Below are 21,524 nucleotides of genomic sequence, written 5' to 3'. Positions count from 1 at the left end.
GGTCGGAAGCCTTTGTGGGGCGCCCAGTCGTGCCGGAAATACATCTTCGCACTTGTTCACGGCAGCTGATGTCCGGGTCCACCCCAGGGGTGTCCCGAAGGGTGGTCACAGGGGCGGGAACAGCCCCGACCGAAGGGCATCATCGCAGCTCAATGCGGGCTTGACAGCGGCGGGAGCGGCCTTCGGCGCGGTCCGGCCCGCCCCCGGTTCCGCACTGTGGAACAAAGTTTCGCCCGCAGCGAACAGAGGTGCGGACGGGCTCCCGCTTTCTACTCGCAGGTAACAGCGCCGCGGGCGGGCGGACACCCGCCGGGGGCGGGCCGGCCCCGGGAACGCGGACGGGGTCCGGCGCGAGTGCGCGGGACCCCGTCCGTCCGAACCCCGGATCAGGCCTTGTCGCCCGCCGCGGTCCGCTCGGCGAAGCGGACCAGGGTGCGCACCGCGCTCGCGGTGCCGCCCTTGGGGGTGTAGCCGAACGGCGCGCCCTCGTGGAAGGCGGGGCCGGCGATGTCCAGGTGGGCCCAGTCGATGCCCTCGGCCACGAACTCCTTGAGGAACAGGCCGGCCACCAGGCCGCCGCCCATCCGCTCGCCCATGTTGGCCAGGTCGGCGATGGTCGACTCGGTCATGCCCTTGCGCAGCTCGGCCGGCAGCGGCATCGGCCAGGACTGCTCGCCGGCCTCGCCCGCGACGGTGTGCAGGGTCTCGCGCAGCTCGTCGTTGTTGGCCATCACGCCGAAGGTGCGGCTGCCCAGCGCCAGCATCATCGCGCCGGTCAGCGTCGCCACGTCGACGATCACGTCCGGGTTCTCCTCGCCGGCGCGCACGATGGCGTCGGCCAGCACCAGGCGGCCCTCGGCGTCGGTGTTCAGCACCTCGACGGTCTTGCCGCCGTACATGCGCAGCACGTCACCCGGGCGGGTGGCGGTGCCCGACGGCATGTTCTCGGCCAGCGCCAGCCAGGCGGTGACGTTGACGGCGAGGCCCAGGCGCTTGGCGGAGACGACGGCGGCGAACACCGCGGCCGCGCCGGCCATGTCGCACTTCATGGTCTCGTTGTGGCCGGCCGGCTTCAGCGAGATGCCGCCCGAGTCGTAGGTGATGCCCTTGCCGACGAACGCCAGGCTCGCCTTGGCCTTCGGGTGGGTGTAGGCCACCTTCACCAGCCGCGGCGGGTTGGCCGAGCCGTTGCCGACGCCGAGCAGGCCGCCGAAGCCGCCCTTGAGCAGCGCCTTCTCGTCCAGCACCTCGACCTTGAGGCCGTGCTCCTTGCCGGCCGCCTGGGCGATCGCGGCGAAGCCCTTGGGGTTCAGGTCGTTCGGCGCGGTGTTGACCAGGTCGCGGGCGCGGTTCATCTCCTCGCCGAGGACGACGGCGCGCTCGACGGCGGCCTTGGCGTCCTTGCTGCCCTTGCGGACGGTCAGCAGCACGAGCTCGCCGACCGGCTCCTTGGCGCTGCCGTTGCCCTTGTAGGTGCCGAAGGAGTAGGCGCCGAGCAGGCCGCCCAGCGCGACCGCCTCGACCTCGTCGGCGGACTCGGCCGGCAGGGCCAGCGCGGCCTTCTTGCTGCCGCCCAGGGTGCGGGCGGCGACACCGGCGGCGCGGCGCAGGGTCTCCAGGCCGTAGCCGGCGTCGGCGGCCTCGCCGAGGCCGACCGCGAGCACGAGCGCGGCCTTCAGGCCGGCGGGAGAGGGGACCTTGACGGCCTCGCCCTCGGCGCCGGTCGCGCCCAGGGTGGTGAGGACCTCGGCCAGCTTGCCCTCGAACGCCTCGCTCACGGCCTCGGCGCCCGGCGCCAGCACGATGCCCTTCGGGCCCTTCGCCACACCGATCACCACGGCGTCCGCGCGCAGCGAGGCGGCGGAGGAGGTGCTCACAGACAATGCAGTCACGTAATGCGTCCTGTTCTATCGCGGTCCACGGCACCGGTCACGGCACGGCTGCCGCACCGGCGCAGCCCGGGGCCGCCACTGCGGGCCGTCCCGCCGGAGCGGGCCGGGTCCGGGGCCCCTGGCGCGTGCGTCCACCGGTCACGGCGGCCGCACACACCAGAAGCCCCGGCTCCTCGACGCGCGTCGGCCGGGCCGGACCTGCGACGGTGCAGGGCTGCGGTGCTCCACGCATGGTAGTCCGCATGCTGGGATCACGCGCCGCCCGGTGTCCCAACGCCGGGAGCGGGGGCCGGCGGCGGGTCTCAGCCCATCAGCGCGAGGGTGACCAGGGTGCCGGTCGCGGCGGTCTCCGCCATCGCGCCGAGGACGTCCCCGGTGATGCCGTCGAACCGGCGTACGCAGCGCCGCAGCAGCAGCCAGGAGCAGCCGAGGCCGACCGCAACGGCCAGCGGCAGCCGGAGGACTGACGAGCCGTCGAGCAGGCCGAGGGCGGCCAGCAGCAGGGCCGAGCCGGCCGTCGCCGCCACCGCCGCGGCCGGCGGCACGGTGCCGGCCACCATCGCGCCGAGCCCGCCCGGCCGGGCGGCCGGCACCGGGCGCAGGCAACCCCAGCCGAGTGCGCACCGCGCGGCCGTCGCCGAGGCGAGCACCGCGAGCGCGCCGCCGGCCGGCGACGCGTCGAACCGGCCGGCCAGTGCGGCGATCTGGGCCAGCAGTACCAGCACCAGGGTCAGTACGCCGAACGGCCCGATGTCGGACTGCTTCATGATGCGCAGGGCGTCCTCGGCCGGTTTGCCGCTGCCCAGGCCGTCGGCGACGTCGGCCAGGCCGTCCAGATGCAGGCCCCGGGTCAGCGCGGCCAGCACGCCGACGGCGGTCACCGCGCCGAGCGGCCCGCCCGCGCGCCAGGCCACCAGCGCTCCCGCACCCGCGGCCAGGGCCCCGAGCGTCAGGCCGACCACCGGGGCCGCCGTCATCGCCCGGCCCGCCGCGGGGCGGTCCCACCGCTCGACCCGCACCCGCAGCACGGAGAGCGTGCCGAACGCGAACCGCAGCCCCTCACCCCACCGGGCCGGCTCCCGTGCCGAAGCGTCCTGCATGGCCCGCCGTTCCTCGCATCCGTACCGTGGTGCGCCGCGCACCGCGACGACCCGCCCCCGTCCGGGCGCCGGGGCGGTCAGACCCGGCCGAGCAGCTCCGCGGCCGAGGGCAGCTTCGGCTGCTCCTTGGGGGCCGCCGGGGTGCTCGGGGCGGGCGCGTGCTCGGCCAGGGCGTCCGCCGCGGCCTGCAGCAGCGGCAGTGCCATCAGCGCGCCGACGCCCTCGCCCATGGTGATCTCCTGCTCCTGCAGGGGCGTCAGGGTCAGCCGGTCGTAGGCCTTGGCCTGGGCCGGCTCGCCGGTGGACTGCCCGGCCCGCCACCACTCCGGCGCCCGGAACGCGATCCGCTGCGCGACCAGCGCGCAGGCCGCCGAGACCACACCGTCCAGCACCACCGGGAGCTTGCGGACCGCGGCCTGCAGCAGGAAGCCGGTGATCGCCGCGAAGTCGGCACCGCCGGTGGCGCCGAGCAGCGCCAACTGGTCGCCCAGCACCGGCCGGGCCCGCCGCAGCGAGTCCCGGACGGTCGCGCACTTGACCATCCACACCCGGTCGTCGATGCCCGAGCCGCGCCCGGTCACCGCGGCCGCGTCGGTGCCGCAGAGCGCGCCGACCAGGACGGCCGCCACGGTGGTCGCGCCGACCCCGAGGTCACCCAGGACGATCAGGTCGGTCCCGGCGTCGGCCTCCTCGTCGGCGACGGCCATCCCGGCCCGGAAGGCCTTGACCGTCTCCTCGGGGCTCAGCGCGTCCTCGACGTCGACCCGGCCGGAGCCGCGCCGCACCCGGTGGGCGACGACCTCGTCCGGGAAGTCGGAGGGGTCCGCGTCCACCGCGACGTCCACCACCCGCACCTCGGCGCCGAAGCGCCGGGCGAGCAGGGCGACCGGCGCGGTGCCGTCCAGCACCGCCCGCACCCGGGCGGCCGTGCCGCCCTGCGCGGGCAGCCGGGACACCCCGAGGGCCGCCACCCCGTGGTCGGCGGCGAACAGCAGCACCTTGGGCGCCGACAGCGGCCGCACCGGGGAGCGGCCCTGTACGGACGACAGCCAACTGCCCAGCTCCTCCAGCCGGCCGAGGCCGCCGCGCGGGCGGTCCAGCGCCTGCCAGCGCTCTTCGGCGGCCCGCCGGGCGCTCTCGTCGGGGCGCTCGACGAGCGAGGAGAACGTATCGAGATCCACGGTCGTGTCCATCGATCGGAAGGCTACACGCCGCGGGTGTTCAGCCCGCGGCGGGCTTGACCGTCAGAACCTGCCCCGCCACGACGAGCAGCACACGCTCCGAGGCGTCGGCCACCGCCATGTTCAGCCGGCCCAGGGTGTCGCGGAACCGGCGGCCCGAGGCGGTGGCCGGGACGACGCCCATGCCCACCTCGTTGCTGACCGCGACCACCGGGCGCCGGGTCGCCGCCCAGGCCCGGGCGAGCTCCTCGCAGCGCCGCTGGACGGCCGCCTCGCCGCCGTCCGCCCAGACCGCGTCGTCCCAGGCGCCGCACTCGTCCATCACCGCGGTCAGCCAGAGCGCCAGACAGTCGATCAGCACCGGCGCCGGGTCGGCGGTGTCCGCCAGGACCGCCGCCAGGTCGCAGGTCTCGGCGGTGCGCCAGCTCGCCGGCCGCCGGTCGCGGTGCAGCGCCACCCGCTGGGCCCACTCGGTGTCACCGTCCCGGGCGCCGCCGGTGGCCACGTACAGCACGTCCGGGTACCGGGCGAGCAACTGCTCGGCCCTGGTGGACTTTCCGGAGCGGGCGCCGCCGAGGAGCAGGGTGCGGGGGAGTGCGGGGTGGGCTGCCATGCCGTCCATCCTGCCAAGGCGGTGGCGCCCCGCCCCGCGCGGGCCCGGCCCGGCCGGCCGGGGAGCCGCGACCCGGCCGACAACGCGGCCCCGGTCAGGCATACGGAAGATCGGGCCGGGCAGGCTAAGGTGCGCGCAGCAGCAGGCAGCGCACAGGTCGTCAGTGGGAGGAACCGGGCATGGTCTGGACGTGGCGGTACGAGAAGGCGGACGGCACCGTGGTGGCCCCGAGCGGCGGCCAGGAGGAGGAGTTCGCCGGCCAGGGGGACGCCGAGACCTGGATCGGGGAGAGCTGGAAGCAGCTGGCCGAGGACGGCGTGGACACCGCGGTCCTGCTCGACGACGGCCGGGAGATCTACTCGATGAGCCTGCACGAGGCCTGAGCCCGCCCGCCCGCACGCCGTCGGGAGCGGCCGCTACTTGGCCCCGAAGACGTGCAGCAGCGCGGCGACCTGCCGGTACGGGTCGGTGCGGCCGGCCCGCTCCTCGGCCTCCAGCAGCTGGGCCAGCTGCCGACCGTCCACCGGCGGCGCCGCGTCGTCGGGCGCGCTGTCGGTGAAGACCCGCACGCCGTACCAGTGCCGCAGCGGCACGGACACCTCGGAGAGGGTGACGGCGAGGTCGGCGAGCCGGTCGGCCCGGGCGGCCAGCCCGAGCCGGTTGTAGTAGCGGTCGCTCTCGAAGGCGTGCAGGGCGGCCCGCCAGTCCCCGGCGGCGGCGGGCCGCAGGGCCAGCGCGTCACGGTTGCGGACCAGCAGCGAGAGCAGTCCGCCCGGGGCCAGCAGCCGGGCCAGCGAGGCGATCATCGGATCCGGGTCCGGCAGGTACATCAGGACGCCGTGGCAGAGCACCACGTCGAAGCTGCGCGGCCCGAACCAGCGCCCGCACTGGTGGCCGTCGCCGCTGAGCAGCTGCATCCGGCCGCGGACCTCGGGCGGCTCCTCGGCGAGCGCCCCCTGGGCGACGCCGAGCGCGACCGGGTCGGAGTCGATCCCGGTGACGTAGTGGCCGTCCCGCGCCAGCCGCAGGGCCTGGGTGCCCTGGCCGCAGCCGATGTCGAGGACGCGCTGTTCGGCGCGGCCGGTCAGCTGCTCGGCGAGCTGCCGGGCGACCAGCTCCTGCCGGACGAGGTTGCGCAGGCTGCCGAGGCGGTCCAGCCACGGGCCGGTGCCGCCGGCGAAGGAACCGCTGCGCGAGGGCAGCCGGCGCTCCTGGGCGAGCCGGTCGTGGCCGCCGTCACCCTGGCCCGGAAGCGCGTACAGGCCGGGCCCCTCCCAGGAGGGAGGGGCCCAGCCGGAGTCCACCGGTTCGGCGGTCAGGGCTTCTCTCCGCGCCGCACCTGCGGCTTGGGCAGGCGCAGCCGGCGCATCTGCAGGATGCGCATCAGGCCGTAGGCGACCGCGCCGCGGGTGTTCTGGCCCGCGAACCGCTCGGTGAGCGACTTGCGCAGACCGAACCCGAGGCGGACGAAGTCCAGCACCACCAGCACGAAGAAGGCCAGGAAGAGCAGGGTGGAGAGCAGCTGGAGGGCCGGCACCTTGACGATGCTGAGCACCAGGATGACCACGGCGGCGGGCAGGAAGAACTCGGCCAGCGACCAGCGGGCGTCCACGTAGTCGCGGGTGAACTTGCGCACCGGGCCCTTGTCACGGGCCGGCAGGTGCCGCTCGTCGCCCTCCAGCAGCGCGGTGCGCTGCTTCTCGCGCTCGCTGCGCATGCGCTCGCGCGCCTGGCGGGAGGCCTCCTTGCGGTCCTTGGGTACGGTCACCCTGGTCCGCCGGTGGGCCTCGGCCTCACTGCGCTTGGGCGTCGGCCGGCCCTTCTTCGCCTGCGGATCGCGGGTCTGGGTCGTCTCGTCCTGCTTCTCCAGCACGGCGGCGGAGGCAGCGGCATCATCTGAACGGCGTCGGAACACACCCCCAGCGTACGGGGTGCGCGACCGCTTCCACGGGTGTCCTCGGACCCAAACGCATATCGATCGCGCCGGTCCGGGCCCTCGGACGGGTTTCCGGGGGTCTTCCCGTAGGGGATCACCGCTTCGGACGATGGGTGGGATGAGGGGCGGATCCACCCCGGGGATGAGGCCCGGGAGGGGGACGCTGTAGCAGTCTTGTTGCAGGCAGGTGCACTGCGGCGAAGGGCTCGCTGCACATACACTCGTCGTGTCTGGTAACGAGATAAAGACCGCAGGCCGGAGAAGGGGGCACCCGAGGCCCATGAGCGACGGAATCATGAAGCGTATGGGGTTGATCTTCCGCTCCAAGGCGAACAAGGCCTTGGACCGGGCGGAGGATCCCCGTGAGACGCTCGACTATTCGTACCAGAAGCAGCTTGAGCTGCTGCAGAAGGTGCGTCGCGGTGTCGCGGACGTGGCCACCTCGCGCAAGCGCCTGGAGCTCCAGCTGACCCAGCTGCAGCAGCAGTCCGCCAAGTACGAGGACCAGGGCCGCAAGGCCCTCTCGCTCGGCCGGGAGGACCTCGCGCGCGAGGCCCTGACCCGCAAGTCGAACATGCAGTCCCAGATCACCGACCTGGAGACGCAGTACCAGCAGCTCCAGGCCGAGGAGGAGAAGCTCACGCTCGCCTCCCAGCGGCTGCAGGCAAAGGTCGACGCCTTCCGCACCAAGAAGGAGACGATCAAGGCCACCTACACCGCGGCCCAGGCGCAGACCCGGATCGCCGAGTCCTTCTCCGGCATCTCGGAGGAGATGGGCGACGTCGGTCTGGCGATCCAGCGGGCCGAGGACAAGACCGCCCAGATGCAGGCCCGGGCCGGTGCGATCGACGAGCTGCTGGCCTCCGGCGCGCTCGACGACGCCAGCGGTCTCGGCCGCAAGGACGACATCGAGGCCGAGCTGGAGCGGGTGGCCGGCGGTTCGGACGTCGAGCTGGAGCTGGCCCGGATGAAGGCCGAACTGACGGGCGGCTCGCCGGCCTCCGGTCCGCAGGCCATCGAGCCGGGCAAGGGACAGCCGCAGGACGCCCAGCCGGACTCCCCGCGGATCAACTACAACAAGTGACCTGAGCTTCACCCCACGAACCAGGGAGACGCACGGCATGATCATGAGGGTCATGGGGGAGGGCCAGTTCGAGGTGGGCGACGCCCATCTGAACCGGCTGAACGAGCTGGACGACGAGCTCGTCACCGCACTGGACTCGGGGGACGAAGAGCATTTCCGCCGAGCGCTCGGGGAGCTGCTGGGCGCCGTCAAGGAGTTCGGCACCCCGCTGCCGGACGCCTCGCTGGAGCCCTCCGACCTGATCCTCCCGGCTGCCGACTCGACGATCGACCAGGTCAGGGAGCTGCTGCGGGCCGAGGGTGACGGCCTGATCCCCGGATTGCCCGAGTAGCGGACGTCTCGCGCCAGACGAAAGGGCGGGCTCCTCCAGTGCGGAGGAGCCCGCCCTTCGGCGTGCGGTGGCTACGGCAGGGCGAGCATCCGGTCCAGCGCCGCCTTGGCGTGCTTCTCGGTCTCCGGGTCGACCCGGATCACGTTCGGCACCCGGCCCTCGACCAGCGACTCCAGCGCCCAGACCAGGTGCGGCAGGTCGATCCGGTTCATCGTGGAGCAGAAGCAGACCGCCCGGTCCAGGAAGACGATCTCCTTGTCCGGGTGCGCCTTGGCGAGCCGGCGGACCAGGTTCAGCTCGGTGCCGATGGCCCACTTGGAGCCGGGCTCGGCGGCGTCCAGCGCCTTGATGATGTACTCGGTCGAGCCCACCATGTCGGCGGCCGCGACGACCTCGTGCTTGCACTCGGGGTGCACCAGCACGGTGACGCCGGGGATGCGCTCGCGGACGTCGTTGACCGAGTCCAGCGAGAACCGGCCGTGCACTGAGCAGTGGCCGCGCCAGAGGATCATCTTGGCGTTCCGCAGCTGCTCGGCGGTCAGGCCGCCGTTGGGCTTGTGCGGGTTGTAGAGCACGCAGTCGTCCAGCGAGAAGCCCATCTCGCGCACCGCGGTGTTGCGGCCCAGGTGCTGGTCGGGCAGGAAGAGCACCTTCTGCCCCTGCTCGAAGGCCCACTCCAGGGCCCGCTTCGCGTTGGACGAGGTGCAGATGGTGCCGCCGTGCTTGCCGGTGAAGGCCTTGATGTCGGCGGAGGAGTTCATGTACGAGACCGGGACGGTGACGTCGGCTATGCCGGCGTCGGTCAGGACGTCCCAGCACTCGGCGACCTGCTCGGCGGTGGCCATGTCGGCCATCGAACAGCCGGCCGCGAGGTCCGGCAGGACGACCTGCTGGGCGTCGCCGGTGAGGATGTCCGCGGACTCGGCCATGAAGTGCACGCCGCAGAAGACGATGTACTCGGCCTCCGGGCGGGCGGCCGCGTCGCGCGCGAGCTTGAAGGAGTCGCCGGTGACATCGGCGAACTCGATCACCTCGTCGCGCTGGTAGTGGTGGCCCAGGATGAAGACGCGATCCCCGAGCGCCTCCTTCGCGGCCCGCGCACGGGCGACGAGGTCCGGGTCGGAGGCGGCGGGAAGGTCGCCGGGGCACTCGACGCCGCGCTCGCTGTTCGGGTCGGCCTCACGGCCGAGCAGCAGCAGAGCGAGCGGCGTCGGAGTGGGGTCGACGCCGTAGGTCTCGGTGATGGTGGTGGTCACGGGCGGGTGCCCTTCTGTGCGGCCGATCAGTCGGTGCAGCCTTCTCGTCTATCTGACGCTATCTATGATAACCGCTTAGCGTCAGACTGACGATGGCCATTCTGTCGATGTGACGAGAACCGCTTCCCGCTTCGGGCCCGTTCGGTGGCGCCGGAAGCACGATAGGGGGCGGTTCGGCGTGGCCGAACCGGTATCCGGGCCCGGCCGGGTTTGGCTGGGTCCATGAAGGCAATCGCGATCCGCCGCTACGGCGGCCCCGAGGTGGTGGAGTACACCGACCTCCCGGACCCCAAGGTCGGGCCGGACTCGGTCCTGGTGGAGGTCAGGGCGGCCGGGGTGAACCCGGTGGACTGGAGGGTCCGGGACGGCGCTCTGGACGGCCTGCTGGACGTCCACTTCCCCCTGGTGATGGGCTGGGACGCGGCCGGGGTGGTCCGGGCGGTCGGCGGCGGGGTGACCGAGTTCGCCCCCGGCGACGAGGTCTACGGCTACGTGCGCAAGGACTCCGTCGAGCACGGGACCTACGCCGAGCTGGTCGCCGCCCCCGTCCGCACGCTGGCCCGCCGGCCCGCGGCTCTGGACTGGGCGCAGAGCGGCGGCCTGCCGCTGGCCGGCCTGACCGCCCTCCAGGGCCTGCGGGCGCTGCGGGTGGCCGCGGGCGACACCGTGTTGGTGCACGCCGCGGCGGGCGGAGTCGGCCACCTGGCCGTGCAGATCGCCAAGGCGTTCGGGGCCCGGGTGATCGGCACCGCGGGCGAGCGCAACCACGACTACCTGCGCGGCCTCGGCGCCGAGCCGGTCGCCCACGGCGAAGGCCTGGCCGAGCGGGTCCGGGCCCTGGCGCCCGGCGGGGTGGACGCCGCCCTCGACCTGGTCGGCGGCGGGGCCGTCGAGGTCTCGGCCGCCCTGGTCGCGGACCCGTCCCGGATCGCCTCGGTGACGGACTACCGGGTGAAGGCGCTCGGCGGCCACTACGTCTGGGTCCGCCCCGACGCCGCCGGGCTGGCGGAGCTGGCGGCGCTCGCCGACGACGGGCGGCTCACCGTCACCGTCGCCTCCACCTTCCCGCTCGCGCAGGCCGGCTCCGCCCAGGCGCTCAGCGCGGAGGGCCGCACCCGGGGGAAGATCGTGCTCCTGGTGGACTGAGAACGGTCCGCGAGCCGTCATCTGCCAGCGGTGGACTCGGTCCTGTCATCCGCCAGAATGGTGCAGAACCGTTTCGGCGGCCGCCGTCCCGCCGACCCCCGTACGACCCGTGGAGCCCCGCACCGATGACCAGCAGTCGAGCACACGAGACGGTCGGGGCGACCCTCGACGAGACCGACCGTCTCCTGCTCGCCCGGCTGGGCAGCGACGGCCGGGCCTCCTACGCCGAGATCGGCGTGCAGGTGAACCTCTCCGCCACCGCCGTCCGCCGCCGGATCGACCGGCTGCGGGCGCGCGGGGTGGTCCGCGGCTTCACCGTCGTCCTCGACCCCTCGGTGCTCGGCTGGCAGACCGAGGCCTTCGTCGAGGTGTACTGCCGGGAGCGGACCGCCCCGGAGGAGATCCTGGCGAGCCTGCGCCAGTTCCCCGAGGTGGTCGCGGCCTGGACGGTCACCGGCGATCCGGACGCCCTGGTCCACCTGCGGGCCTCCGACACCCGGCACCTGGAGGCCGTGATCGAGCGGATCCGGCGGGAGCCCGGCGTCCAGCGCAGCCGCTCCTCGGTCGTGCTCTCCCAGCTCATCGGCTGAATCCGAACGGCCCAGTCCGCTCCCTCCGCGGGCCGGCGCGGCCGCCCCCCGGGGCCGCCCGGCGGCCTGCGCAGGAATCCTGCGCGGGCCCCGGCCAAGACGCTCGAATCCTGCCTGACCAGCCGCGTTCGGACGCGCGGCGGGGGCACGGTGCTGCCTAGGCTGATCACATCCGGCGGAGCGGTGAGACGTCCCGCGCCGCCGGACCTCCCCCGACACCCCACAGCCGAGAGGGACCCCCGTGTCCGCAGCACCCGACCGCATGCACCGGCCCGACAACGAGCTGGTCGACCTGGTTTTCGACTACATGCGGGAGCGGCTGCAGTACGACCCCGTTCCGCTCGACCACCCCGGTGACGGCGAGCACCTGCGCACCCAGCTGGCCGGTCTGCTCAACGCGGACGGCAACAACCCGGCCGACGTGCTGAAGCTCTACGACCACGAGCTCTCCCGCGCGGTGATCTCCGCCGACAGCCCGCGCTACCTCTCGTTCATCCCGTGCGCGCCGACCAAAGCCGCGCTGCTCTTCGACATGGTCGTCTCCTGCGCCTCGCTGCAGGGCATCTCCTGGCTGGAGGCGGCCGGCGCCATCGCCGCCGAGAACCAGGTGCTGCGCCTGATCGCGGACCGGGCCGGGATGCCCGAGTCGGCCGGCGGCACCTTCGTCTCCGGCGGTTCGGCCGGCAACCTCTCCGCGCTGGTCGTCGCCCGCGACACCGCCCGCCGCCGGCTCGGCGTCGGCCCGGAGGCCCGGCTGCGGATCGCCGTCGCCGACCAGGTGCACTCCTCGGTCAAGAACACCTTCAACATCATCGGCGTGGAGGCCTTCAAGGTCCCCACCGTCGACCGCCGCTTCACCGGCGAGGCGCTGCGCGCCGCCCTGGCCGCCGACCCGAACCCGGAGACGGTGATCGCCGTCGTCGGGACGGCCGGCACCACCAACGAGGGCATCATCGACGACCTCCAGGGCCTCTCCGAGGTGGCCCGCGAGCGCGGCCTCTGGTTCCACGTGGACGGCGCCTACGGCGGCGCGGGCCTCTTCGCCCCCTCCGTCCGGGCCCGCTACGACGGCATCGAGCACGCCGACTCCTTCGTGGTGGACCCGCACAAGTGGCTGTTCGCCCCGTTCGACTGCGCCGCGCTGATCTACCGCAACCCGCAGCTCGCCCGCGCCGTGCACACCCAGGACGCCTCCTACCTGGACGTGCTGCACACCGAGGGCGACGAGTGGAACCCCACCGACTACGCCTACCACCTGACCCGGCGCGCCCGCGGCCTGCCGCTCTGGTTCTCGCTGGCCGTGCACGGCACCCAGGCCTACACCGACGCCATCGAGACCGGCCTCACGCTGGCCCGGGACACCGCGCAGCTGATCCGCGACACCGAGCACCTGGAGCTGCTGTTCGACCCGCAGCTCTCGGCGGTGTGCTTCCGCCGCAAGGGCTGGACCAACGACGACTACTACCGCTGGTCGCAGCAGCTGCTCGCGGACCAGATCGGCTTCGTCACCCCGACCGGCTGGGACGGCGAGACGGTCGCCCGCTTCGCCTTCCTGCACCCGGGCACCACGATGGCGATGGTCCGGGAGATCCTGGACACCATGGTCTGAGCCCCCGCGGCCGACCGCGCGAACGCCCCGACCCCCCCGCCGGCCGACCGGCGGGGGGCCGGCGCGTCACAGCAGCGCGCCGTCGGGCAGGTACGGCGCCGGCGGGCGCATCCCGCGCAGGCCCAGGAAGCCCACGGTCCGCGGGCTCAGCCCGACCTCCAGGCCGACGTCCAGCGCCCACTCCTGCTCGGCGGTCAGGTGCCCCACGTGGGCGTCCACGCCGTCCGGCACCCGCGCCAGCGCCTCGCGCAGCAGCCGGGCGGCGATCCGCTTCGAGGTCGCGGCCAGCAGCCGGACCTCGCCGCCGTCGCGGTAGCAGTAGCCGCTGCCGGCCAGCGCGTCGGCGATCAGCAGCTCCTCGCAGTGGCTCAGCATCAGCTCGTGGTCCGGCCCGTGCGCCGCGCCGCGCAGCCGGCGGTCCACCGAGTCCAGCAGGTGCCGGTGGCTGGCGTTGCCGGGGTGCACCGGGATGTCACCGGGGTCGAGCAGCCCGGCCCGGTCCACCCGGCCGGTCAGCGCCATCGCCGGGTGCAGGGTGAACCCGGCCAGCCGGTACCGGCGGGCCGCCGCCGGGGACGGCGGGACGCAGAGCATCCCGCGCAGGCAGCCGCGCCCGTACGCGGCGGCCCGCTCCAGTAGCAGCCGGCCGAGGCCGTGCCCCTGCGCCTCGGGCCGCACCACGAGCAGCGCCAGGATCCAGAGGCCCTCGCGGCGCAGCGACAGCACGGCGCCGACCGGTTCGCCGTCGCTCTCCGCCAGCCAGCAGCCCTGCGGGTCGGTCCGGACGAGGTGTCTGGTCCTGGCCAGCCGGCCCACCGGGGGCCCGTCCTGCGGGGCCGGGCCGGCGCTGTCGGCGAGCGGCGCGAACGAGGCGCGGGCGATGTGCTGGACGGCCTCCGCGTCGGCGGCGGTGTCCTGGACCAGGCGCAGGATCATGCCCACCATCCTGGCCGTCGCACCCGGCGCCCGGGGCCGGTTCCGCCGGATCCGCGGTCGGGGCGGTGTCCGAGCCGCGCCGGTTGTGCGAGCATGGGGAGCGTAGGGGAGCGGGTGGTACACCCGGCCCACGAAAATTCCGCCGCCGAAAGTCGCCGAAATTACACCGCCGTCCGGGAAATGAATCCGGACGGCCGTTGGTTGGCACTGGCGGCAGACCGTCGTCAAGACCGGGAGAAAGCAGATGACCGTCCAGGACGAGACCACCGTCGAGAGTGGCATCCTCCTTACCGATGCCGCCGCGGCCAAGGTCAAGGGCCTGCTGGAGCAGGAGGGCCGCGACGACCTTGCGCTTCGCGTCGCCGTCCAGCCCGGTGGTTGCTCCGGCCTGCGTTACCAGCTGTTCTTCGACGAGCGCTCGCTCGACGGCGACGTGCTCAAGGACTTCAACGGTGTCAAGGTCGTCACCGACCGGATGAGTGCCCCGTACCTCGGCGGCGCCACCGTCGACTTCGTGGACACCATCGAGAAGCAGGGCTTCACGATCGACAACCCGAACGCCACGGGCTCCTGCGCCTGCGGCGACTCGTTCAGCTAGTCGGCAGACGGCGAGGGCGGCCCCGGATTCTCCGGGGCCGCCCTCGCCGTTTTCCCGTACCGGGCCACGGGCCCTACTTCCCGCCGATCTCCGGGCCGGGGTCGGCCGGGTCCGGGCCGACGTGCGGGTCGCTCTCCAGCGGCACCGGCTGACCGGTCGCGAGGTCCGTCACCGCCCGGCCCATCAGCGGCTGCTTCAGGTCGGCGGTCACCGTCTGCCGCTTGGCCAACTCGGCGCAGGCCTGCCCGGCCGGCATCGGCGCCGCCACCGTGACACGGACGTCCACCCGTCCGGGCTTGGACTCGTCCGCCTTCAGCGCGTACTTCTCGCAGATCCCGCCGTAGAACCAGACCGTCAGCTTGGTCCCGTCCACCCGGTAGGTGATCGCGGGGTGGGCCGGCCGGCCGTTCGGGTCGGGCTCACCGACCGCGATGCCCTCCCGCGGGGGAGTGGGCACCGGGGTGGGCGTCTGGCCCGGGCCGGTGCCCGGCGCGGGGCCGGTCGGCCGGGGGTCGGGGGTGCTCGCCGTCGGATCGGTCGGCGGGGTCGCCACCGGCGGCGAGTCCGGGGCCGACGGCGCGGTGGTGGCGGTCGTCGGGGCGGGGGAGCCGGGCGAGGGCGTCGCGCTCGCCGACGGCGAGGCCGAACCGGTGGCCGAATCCGCGGCCGCCTTGCCGTCACCGTCCCCGCAGCCGGCCAGCGCGGCCGCCGCCAGCAGCAGACCCGCCAGGGCCGCCGCCCGCCGTCGGCCCGGCCGGCCGGGCCGTGCTCCACCGGTACGCCGGGGCATCGTCTCCAGGTCCATCTGACATCCTCCCGAGGGTTTCGGCGGCGCCGCCTCCACGGCCGCACCGCGCGGATGTGACGTGCCTCGGACGAATCCGGTTCCCGCCCGCCCCCGGGGAGGATCACATGCCGTACTCGGCCATCCCCGCGACCAGGCGCTGGGCCCCGGAGGAGACGCTGAATCCGACTGGGGCGGGAGCGCTGGGCTCCGGGCCGGTCGCCAGCAGCGGCCAGAAGCGGCGCAGCTGCCGGGAGGAGTCCACCAGCGCGTCCAGCGTCTCGCCGTCGGCGTCGCCCTTGAGGGCGGGCGGAACACGCAGCGGGTGGGGATTTGGCATCATCGGGCATCGCTCCGATCCACGGTGCCGCGGCCGCACTGCCACGGCTCGGTCAGGGCCGGACCGGCCCCTGCCAGCGACCCTAGGCCGCCCGTCCGGCCCCCACCAGAGCTACCCGGGGGTAGTACACGTTCGACGGCGACCGGTGCCAGGAGGGGCGCTCTTGCTGCCGCCCGCCCCCCGCCCGGTACCGTGGGTGGGTTCCGCCCCCTGCTTTCCCGTGGCCCATGCCGCCCTCCTGAGGAGACCTCCCGTGCGTATCGCCGTCGCCGGTTCGATCGCGACCGACCACCTGATGACGTTCCCCGGTCGGTTCTCCGACCAGCTCGTGGCCGAGCAGCTGCACACCGTGTCGCTGTCCTTCCTGGTCGACACCCTCGACATCCGTCGCGGCGGTGTCGCGCCGAACATCGCGTTCGGCATGGGTGTCCTCGGGCTGAGCCCGATCCTGGTCGGCGCCGCCGGCGCGGACTTCGGGGAGTACCGCAGCTGGCTGGAGCGCAACAACGTGGACTGCCGCTCGGTCCACATCTCCGAGACCCGCCACACGGCCCGCTTCATGTGCACCACGGACGAGGACCACAACCAGATCGCCTCGTTCTACACCGGTGCCATGGCCGAGGCCCGCAACATCGAGCTCAAGCCGATCGCCGACCGGGTCGGCGGGCTGGACCTCGTGCTGATCGGTGCCGACGACCCGCAGGCCATGGTCCGCCACACCCAGGAGTGCCGGACCCGCGGCTACGCCTTCGCCGCCGACCCGTCGCAGCAGCTGGCGCGCCTGGACGGCGAGGACATCCGCGAGATCGTCGACGGCGCCGCGTACCTCTTCACCAACGAGTACGAGGCCGCGCTGATCGAGACCAAGACCGGCTGGGACGCCGAGGAGATCCTGACCCGGGTCGGCACCCGGATCACCACCCTCGGCAGCAAGGGCGTGCGGATCGACCGCAAGGGCGAGGCCCCGGTGGTCGTCGGCTGCGCGCCCGAGGAGGCCAAGGTCGACCCGACCGGTGTCGGCGACGCCTTCCGGGCCGGCTTCCTGGCCGGTCTCTCCTGGGAGCTGGACCTGGAGCGCTCCGCCCAGCTCGGCTGCATGCTCGCGACCCTGGTGATCGAGACCGTCGGCACCCAGGAGTACGAGCTGCGTCCGCTCGCCTTCCTGCAGCGCTTCGAGGCCGCGTACGGCGCCGAGGCCGCCGCCGAGGTCCGGGCGCACCTGGTCAAGTAGCCGAGCGGTCCGGCGTACCCGCTCAGGCGGTGCGCCGCACCAGGTAGGCCGAGCCCCGGTCGCCGCCGAAGTCGGCGGCCGGGGCCTCGCCCAGGTACTCCTGGCCGCGCATGCCGCACCAGGCCGGGACGTCCAGCCGGGCCGCCTCGTCGTCGGCCAGCACCGCGACCGTCCCGCCCGCCGGCACCTCGCCGATCCGCTTGGCGAGCTCGATCACCGGCAGCGGGCAGCGCTTGCCCAGCGCGTCGATCACCAGCGCGTCGATCACCAGCGCGCCGGTCACCGGCGCGCCGCTCTGCGGCCCGGGGGCGCCCGCCGGCTCCCCGGCCGGCCCGGGCAGCGCCAGGTCCAGCCCGAGCGGGGCACGGACCCGGGCCACCAGCTCCGGCAGCACCGCGAGGAACCGCTCGACGTCGGCCTCGGCCGCGCCGAACGGCAGCGAGACCCGGACGTTCCCCTCGGTGAGCACGCCCATCGCCGCCAGCACATGGCTCGGCGTCAGGGTGGAGGAGGTGCAGGACGAACCGGAGGAGACCGCGAAGCCGGCCCGGTCCAGCTCGGTCAGCAGCACCTCGCCGTCGACGTACAGGCAGGAGAAGGTGACGAGGTGCGGCAGCCGTCGCACCGGATCGCCGACCACCTCGACCTCGGGCACCGACTGCGGCACCCGGGCCCGGATCCGCTCGACCAGCGCGTGCAGCCGGGCGTTCTCCCGCTCGGCCTCGGCCCGCACCGCCCGGAGCGAGGCGGCCGCGGCCACGATCGCCGGGACGTTCACGAAGCCCGGCACCCGGCCGCCCTCGCGCTCGTCGGCCGGCAGCGGCGAGGCGTACCGGACCCCCTTGCGCACCGCCAGGACGCCGACTCCGGCCGGGCCGCCCCACTTGTGCGCACTGGCCGTCAGCAGCGACCAGCCACCCGGGACGTCCACCCGCCCGGCGCTCTGCGCGGCGTCCACCAGCAGCGGGACGTCACCGCAGACCTCGGCCACCTCGGCCACCGGCTGCACCGTGCCCACCTCGTGGTTGGCCGACTGGAGCACGGCCAGCGCGGTGTCCGGCCGCAGCGCCGCCGCGAACCCCTCCGGCGACACCCGCCCGTACCGGTCGACCGGTACCACGCCCACCTCGCCGCCGGCCCCCGGCCGGGAGTGCTCCCAGCGCTCGGCGGTGTGCAGCACGCTGGAGTGCTCCACCGCGGAGTGCACCAGGTGCGCGCCCCGGCGCCGGTGGCCCGCCAGCGCGCCGAGCATGCCCGTCTGGACGGCCTGGGTCCCACTGGTGGTGAAGGCGATCTCGTCGGCCCGGGCGCCGAGCACCTCGGCGACCGTCTCGCGGGCGGCGTCCAGCAGCATCCGGGCCTGCCGCCCGGAGCGGTAGAGCCGGGCCGGATCGGCCCACCCCTCGTCCAGCGCGGCGGTCAGCGCCTGCCGTGCGACGGGGTGGAGCGGGGCCGTGGACGCCACATCGAAGTACACGGTCACATTTAACGACACTCCCGGTCGCATTCCGGCCGTCGGCCACGCTCACCGACCGTCAGACGATCAACCCGAATGTCCGATTCGTCCTCGTCCGACGGGCCGTCACCCACGTTGTTCGAGGTCATCCCCCGATCGGGCGTACGGACCTCTAATGCCTACGATGACCTGCGGCGCAGCCCTTGCGGGGCCTGATCGGGCGACCGGGCGGCGCGTTACCGGGACCTGCCCGTCAGCAGCGCATAAGGCTGGAGTAGGGTTTGGCCCGCATAAGCATTCAAACCGTGCCCGTGGACGGGTCGCCGGGGAGGCTCACAAACCTCCGCGGGGCGACGCGAAGGCGGGCGAGACTTCGGGAAGGCGCTACGTGAGTCCCAACGGCTCCGACCGCTCGCCGCGGCGCACGATGCGGCGGAAGCTGCCTCAGGCGCTGGCACTGGGCCTCGTCATCGCGACCGCCACCGGCTGCTCGGCCAACGACCTCCCCAGGCTTGGCCTCCCGAGCCCCGTCACCGAGGAAGGGCCGCTGGTCCTCCACATGTGGCAGGGGTCCTGGATCGCGGCGCTGGTGGTCGGCGTACTGATGTGGGGTCTGATCATCTGGAGCGTGATCTTCCACCGGCGCAGCCGCACCGGTGTGCAGGTCCCTCCGCAGACCCGGTACAACGTGCCCATCGAGGCGCTCTACACCGCGGTCCCCATCATCATCGTGTCGGTTCTCTTCTACTTCGTCGCCCGCGACGAGTCGAGGCTGATCTCCGTCTCCGAGAAGCCGCAGCACACGGTCAACGTGGTCGGCTTCCAGTGGAGCTGGGCGTTCAACTACGAGAACACCGAGAACCCCGACCCGGCCAACAAGGACGCCGCGTACGACGTGGGCACCCCCAAGGAGGTGCCGACCCTGTACCTGCCGGTCAACGAGTCGGTCCAGTTCCGGCTGACCTCTCGTGACGTCATCCACGACTTCTGGCCCGTCAACTTCATGATGAAGATGGACGTCGTCCCGGGTGTGGTGAACAAGTTCGAGGTCACCCCGACCGTCAAGGGCACGTACATGGGCAAGTGCGCCGAGCTCTGCGGCGTCGACCACTCGCGCATGCTCTTCAACGTGAAGGTCGTCGACCGCGCGGAGTACGACAAGCACCTGGCGGACCTCCGGGCCAAGGGCCAGACCGGCGCGGTGCCCTCCGGCATCACGACCATGGGAAGTGAAGAGAAGTGACCATCCTCAACGAGCCCGCCGCGGCCGGCGGGGGCGCCGGGGCCGTCACGGTCGGGGCGCAGCGGACCCGGAAGCCGGGTTCGACCATCATCAAGTGGCTGACCACCACTGACCACAAGACGATCGGCACGCTCTACCTGGGCACGTCGTTCGCCTTCTTCCTGATCGGTGGCATCCTCGCCCTGGTCATGCGCGCCGAGCTGGCTCGTCCCGGGACCCAGATCCTGTCGAACGAGCAGTTCAACCAGGCGTTCACGATGCACGGCACGATCATGCTGCTGATGTTCGCGACGCCGCTCTTCGCCGGCTTCGCGAACTGGATCATGCCGCTCCAGATCGGCGCCCCGGACGTGGCGTTCCCGCGTCTGAACATGTTCGCGTACTGGCTGTACCTCTTCGGCTCGACCATCGCGGTGGCCGGCTTCGTCACCCCGCAGGGTGCGGCCGACTTCGGCTGGTTCGCCTACTCCCCGCTGTCGGACGCCGTCCGCTCGCCGGGCATCGGCGCCGACATGTGGATCATGGGCCTGGCCTTCTCCGGCTTCGGCACCATCCTCGGTGCGGTCAACTTCATCACCACGATCATCTGCATGCGCGCGCCCGGCATGACGATGTTCCGGATGTCGATCTTCGTCTGGAACGTCCTGCTGACCGCCGTGCTGGTCCTGCTGGCCTTCCCGGTCCTGGCCGCCGCGCTGTTCGCCCTGGAGGCGGACCGCAAATTCGGGGCACACGTCTTCGACCCGGCCAACGGCGGGGCGCTGCTCTGGCAGCACCTCTTCTGGTTCTTCGGCCACCCCGAGGTGTACATCATCGCGCTGCCGTTCTTCGGCATCGTGTCGGAGATCATCCCGGTCTTCAGCCGCAAGCCGATGTTCGGCTACTCCGGCCTGATCGCGGCCACCATCGCGATCGCCGGTCTGTCCGTGACGGTGTGGGCCCACCACATGTACGTCACCGGCCAAGTGCTGCTGCCGTTCTTCTCCTTCATGACCTTCCTGATCGCGGTCCCGACCGGTGTGAAGTTCTTCAACTGGGTCGGCACCATGTGGAAGGGCTCGCTGAGCTTCGAGACCCCGATGCTCTGGACGGTCGGCTTCCTGGTCACCTTCCTCTTCGGTGGTCTGACGGGTGTCCTGCTCGCCTCCCCGCCGATCGACTTCCACGTCTCGGACTCGTACTTCGTCGTCGCCCACTTCCACTACGTGGTCTTCGGCACCGTCGTCTTCGCGATGTTCGCCGGCTTCCACTTCTGGTGGCCGAAGATGACCGGCAAGATGCTGGACGAGCGCCTCGGCAAGATGACCTTCTGGACGCTCTTCATCGGCTTCCACACCACCTTCCTGGTGCAGCACTGGCTCGGCGCGGAGGGCATGCCCCGCCGCTACGCCGACTACCTGGCCGCGGACGGCTTCACCACGCTGAACACCGTCTCGACCATCGGCTCGTTCCTGCTCGGCCTGTCGATCCTGCCGTTCCTGTACAACGTCTGGAAGACGGCCAAGTACGGCGAGAAGGTCGAGGTGGACGACCCGTGGGGCTACGGCCGCTCGCTGGAGTGGGCGACCTCCTGCCCGCCGCCGCGGCACAACTTCCTCACGCTGCCCCGGATCCGCTCCGAATCGCCGGCCTTCGACCTCCACTACCCGGAGATCGCCGCGCTGGACTACCTGGAGAACCACGGTGAGCCGGCCAAGCACCTCGCCGGTGTGACCCCGGCCAAGTACGACGTCCCGCAGCTGGGCAAGGGCAAGAAGGAAGGCGACGCCTGATGAAGGAACAGGGCAAGATCTTCCTGGGCCTCGCGGTCTTCACGCTCGCGATGGCGATCACCTACGGCGTCTGGACCAACCACTCCGACCTCGGGGTGGAGGCCGCCGGTACCACCGCGCTGTTCCTCGCCTTCGCCCTCTGCGCCTTCATCGGGTACTACCTCGCCTTCACCGCCCGCCGGGTGGACAGCGGCGCTGGTGACAACCCCGAGGCCGAGGTCGCGGACGACGCCGGCGAGCTGGGCTTCTTCGCCCCGCACAGCTGGCAGCCGCTCTCGCTGGCGATCGGTGGCGCGCTCGCGTTCATGGGCGTGATCTTCGGTTGGTGGCTGCTGTACTGGTCGATCCCGATCATCCTGATCGGCCTGTTCGGCTGGGTCTTCGAGTTCTACCGGGGCGAGAACCAGAACCAGTAGGTCTCCCTCG

21 protein-coding genes and 1 pseudogene are annotated in these 21,524 nt (G+C 72.9%); 11 read left to right on the top strand and 11 right to left on the bottom strand.

Features of this window, described 5'->3' with window-relative positions:
• Positions 1–386 precede the first annotated feature (386 nt).
• The 4 genes and pseudogenes from ACZ4UX_RS08620 to cobU all read right to left on the bottom strand — a co-directional run.
• Positions 387–1,892: a leucyl aminopeptidase gene (locus ACZ4UX_RS08620; RefSeq protein WP_329487333.1), complete on the bottom strand. Its 1,506-nt coding sequence runs from the start codon at positions 1,890–1,892 to the stop codon at positions 387–389.
• 302 nt (positions 1,893–2,194) lie between these two features.
• Positions 2,195–2,992 carry an adenosylcobinamide-GDP ribazoletransferase gene (locus ACZ4UX_RS08615; protein WP_465706102.1) on the bottom strand — a complete coding sequence of 266 codons (798 nt, stop codon included), beginning with the start codon at positions 2,990–2,992 and terminating at the stop codon, positions 2,195–2,197.
• A 77-nt stretch (positions 2,993–3,069) separates the two neighbouring features.
• Complete coding sequence (locus ACZ4UX_RS08610) at positions 3,070–4,185, bottom strand: nicotinate-nucleotide--dimethylbenzimidazole phosphoribosyltransferase (RefSeq protein WP_359802669.1); 1,116 nt, start codon at positions 4,183–4,185, stop codon at positions 3,070–3,072.
• 28 nt (positions 4,186–4,213) lie between these two features.
• Positions 4,214–4,861, bottom strand: a pseudogene (cobU, locus tag ACZ4UX_RS08605) (bifunctional adenosylcobinamide kinase/adenosylcobinamide-phosphate guanylyltransferase); the annotation flags it as partial.
• A gap of 104 nt (positions 4,862–4,965) precedes the next feature.
• On the opposite strand from cobU, the gene ACZ4UX_RS08600 reads away from it, so the two are divergent.
• A complete protein-coding gene (locus ACZ4UX_RS08600) occupies positions 4,966–5,169 on the top strand; it encodes a hypothetical protein (protein WP_329487330.1) in 204 nt (67 codons plus the stop codon).
• Positions 5,170–5,202: 33 nt separating this feature from the next.
• Here ACZ4UX_RS08600 and ACZ4UX_RS08595 read toward each other — a convergent pair whose 3' ends face one another.
• Together ACZ4UX_RS08595 and ACZ4UX_RS08590 are read right to left on the bottom strand one after the other, a co-directional pair.
• On the bottom strand, positions 5,203–5,943 hold the full coding sequence (locus ACZ4UX_RS08595) for a methyltransferase domain-containing protein (RefSeq protein ID WP_352287237.1): 741 nt from the start codon (positions 5,941–5,943) through the stop codon (positions 5,203–5,205).
• 158 nt (positions 5,944–6,101) lie between these two features.
• Positions 6,102–6,701 (bottom strand): DUF3043 domain-containing protein, encoded by a 600-nt coding sequence (locus ACZ4UX_RS08590; protein WP_329487329.1) that lies wholly within the window; start codon positions 6,699–6,701, stop codon positions 6,102–6,104.
• Between the two features lie 316 nt (positions 6,702–7,017).
• On the opposite strand from ACZ4UX_RS08590, the gene ACZ4UX_RS08585 reads away from it, so the two are divergent.
• The gene (locus tag ACZ4UX_RS08585; protein WP_380392108.1) at positions 7,018–7,806 is read left to right on the top strand and encodes a PspA/IM30 family protein; all 789 of its coding nucleotides are present in this window, start codon (positions 7,018–7,020) and stop codon (positions 7,804–7,806) included.
• 37 nt (positions 7,807–7,843) lie between these two features.
• Complete coding sequence (gene pspAA, locus ACZ4UX_RS08580; RefSeq protein WP_359834368.1) at positions 7,844–8,137, top strand: PspA-associated protein PspAA; 294 nt, start codon at positions 7,844–7,846, stop codon at positions 8,135–8,137.
• A 71-nt stretch (positions 8,138–8,208) separates the two neighbouring features.
• Here the strand turns inward: pspAA and nadA are convergent, their stop codons facing one another.
• Positions 8,209–9,393, bottom strand: a complete 1,185-nt coding sequence (gene nadA, locus ACZ4UX_RS08575) for a quinolinate synthase NadA (RefSeq protein WP_465706101.1) — start codon at positions 9,391–9,393, stop codon at positions 8,209–8,211.
• Positions 9,394–9,615: 222 nt separating this feature from the next.
• Between nadA and ACZ4UX_RS08570 the strand changes: the two genes are divergently transcribed.
• The 3 genes from ACZ4UX_RS08570 (at position 9,616) to ACZ4UX_RS08560 (ending at position 12,738) form a co-directional block, all read left to right on the top strand.
• Positions 9,616–10,539 (top strand): NADP-dependent oxidoreductase, encoded by a 924-nt coding sequence (locus tag ACZ4UX_RS08570; RefSeq protein ID WP_329487326.1) that lies wholly within the window; start codon positions 9,616–9,618, stop codon positions 10,537–10,539.
• Between the two features lie 125 nt (positions 10,540–10,664).
• Entirely contained in the window at positions 10,665–11,129 is a 465-nt protein-coding gene (locus tag ACZ4UX_RS08565) for an Lrp/AsnC family transcriptional regulator (protein ID WP_329487325.1), read from the top strand.
• A gap of 241 nt (positions 11,130–11,370) precedes the next feature.
• On the top strand, positions 11,371–12,738 hold the full coding sequence (locus ACZ4UX_RS08560) for a pyridoxal phosphate-dependent decarboxylase family protein (RefSeq protein WP_329487324.1): 1,368 nt from the start codon (positions 11,371–11,373) through the stop codon (positions 12,736–12,738).
• Between the two features lie 66 nt (positions 12,739–12,804).
• Here ACZ4UX_RS08560 and ACZ4UX_RS08555 read toward each other — a convergent pair whose 3' ends face one another.
• Positions 12,805–13,674: a GNAT family N-acetyltransferase gene (locus ACZ4UX_RS08555; protein ID WP_465706100.1), complete on the bottom strand. Its 870-nt coding sequence runs from the start codon at positions 13,672–13,674 to the stop codon at positions 12,805–12,807.
• A 244-nt stretch (positions 13,675–13,918) separates the two neighbouring features.
• Here ACZ4UX_RS08555 and erpA point away from each other — a divergent pair, with 244 nt between their 5' ends.
• Positions 13,919–14,272 carry an iron-sulfur cluster insertion protein ErpA gene (erpA, locus tag ACZ4UX_RS08550; RefSeq protein ID WP_329487322.1) on the top strand — a complete coding sequence of 118 codons (354 nt, stop codon included), beginning with the start codon at positions 13,919–13,921 and terminating at the stop codon, positions 14,270–14,272.
• Positions 14,273–14,345: 73 nt separating this feature from the next.
• Here the strand turns inward: erpA and ACZ4UX_RS08545 are convergent, their stop codons facing one another.
• Together ACZ4UX_RS08545 and ACZ4UX_RS08540 are read right to left on the bottom strand one after the other, a co-directional pair.
• A complete protein-coding gene (locus tag ACZ4UX_RS08545) occupies positions 14,346–15,077 on the bottom strand; it encodes a hypothetical protein (RefSeq protein ID WP_465706099.1) in 732 nt (243 codons plus the stop codon).
• Between the two features lie 103 nt (positions 15,078–15,180).
• Positions 15,181–15,399, bottom strand: coding sequence for a hypothetical protein (locus tag ACZ4UX_RS08540; RefSeq protein WP_465706098.1), 219 nt, complete (start codon positions 15,397–15,399; stop codon positions 15,181–15,183).
• A gap of 250 nt (positions 15,400–15,649) precedes the next feature.
• Here ACZ4UX_RS08540 and ACZ4UX_RS08535 point away from each other — a divergent pair, with 250 nt between their 5' ends.
• Complete coding sequence (locus ACZ4UX_RS08535; RefSeq protein WP_465706097.1) at positions 15,650–16,627, top strand: carbohydrate kinase family protein; 978 nt, start codon at positions 15,650–15,652, stop codon at positions 16,625–16,627.
• 22 nt (positions 16,628–16,649) lie between these two features.
• Here ACZ4UX_RS08535 and ACZ4UX_RS08530 read toward each other — a convergent pair whose 3' ends face one another.
• Entirely contained in the window at positions 16,650–18,134 is a 1,485-nt protein-coding gene (locus ACZ4UX_RS08530; protein WP_465706096.1) for an aminotransferase class V-fold PLP-dependent enzyme, read from the bottom strand.
• 337 nt (positions 18,135–18,471) lie between these two features.
• Here ACZ4UX_RS08530 and ctaC point away from each other — a divergent pair, with 337 nt between their 5' ends.
• The 3 genes from ctaC to ACZ4UX_RS08515 are packed head-to-tail and all read left to right on the top strand — an operon-like array spanning position 18,472 to position 21,514.
• Complete coding sequence (gene ctaC / locus ACZ4UX_RS08525) at positions 18,472–19,326, top strand: aa3-type cytochrome oxidase subunit II (protein ID WP_329487317.1); 855 nt, start codon at positions 18,472–18,474, stop codon at positions 19,324–19,326.
• Positions 19,323–21,098, top strand: coding sequence for an aa3-type cytochrome oxidase subunit I (gene ctaD / locus ACZ4UX_RS08520; protein WP_380389849.1), 1,776 nt, complete (start codon positions 19,323–19,325; stop codon positions 21,096–21,098). The genes ctaC and ctaD overlap by 4 nt, the downstream gene beginning before the upstream one ends.
• The gene (locus ACZ4UX_RS08515) at positions 21,098–21,514 is read left to right on the top strand and encodes a cytochrome c oxidase subunit 4 (RefSeq protein WP_329487316.1); all 417 of its coding nucleotides are present in this window, start codon (positions 21,098–21,100) and stop codon (positions 21,512–21,514) included. Before ctaD ends, ACZ4UX_RS08515 begins: the two co-directional genes overlap by 1 nt.
• Positions 21,515–21,524: the final 10 nt, after the last annotated feature.

It is taken from the genome of Kitasatospora sp. NPDC028961, from assembly GCF_055564815.1.
This window is presented reverse-complemented; position numbering and strand designations above follow the sequence as displayed.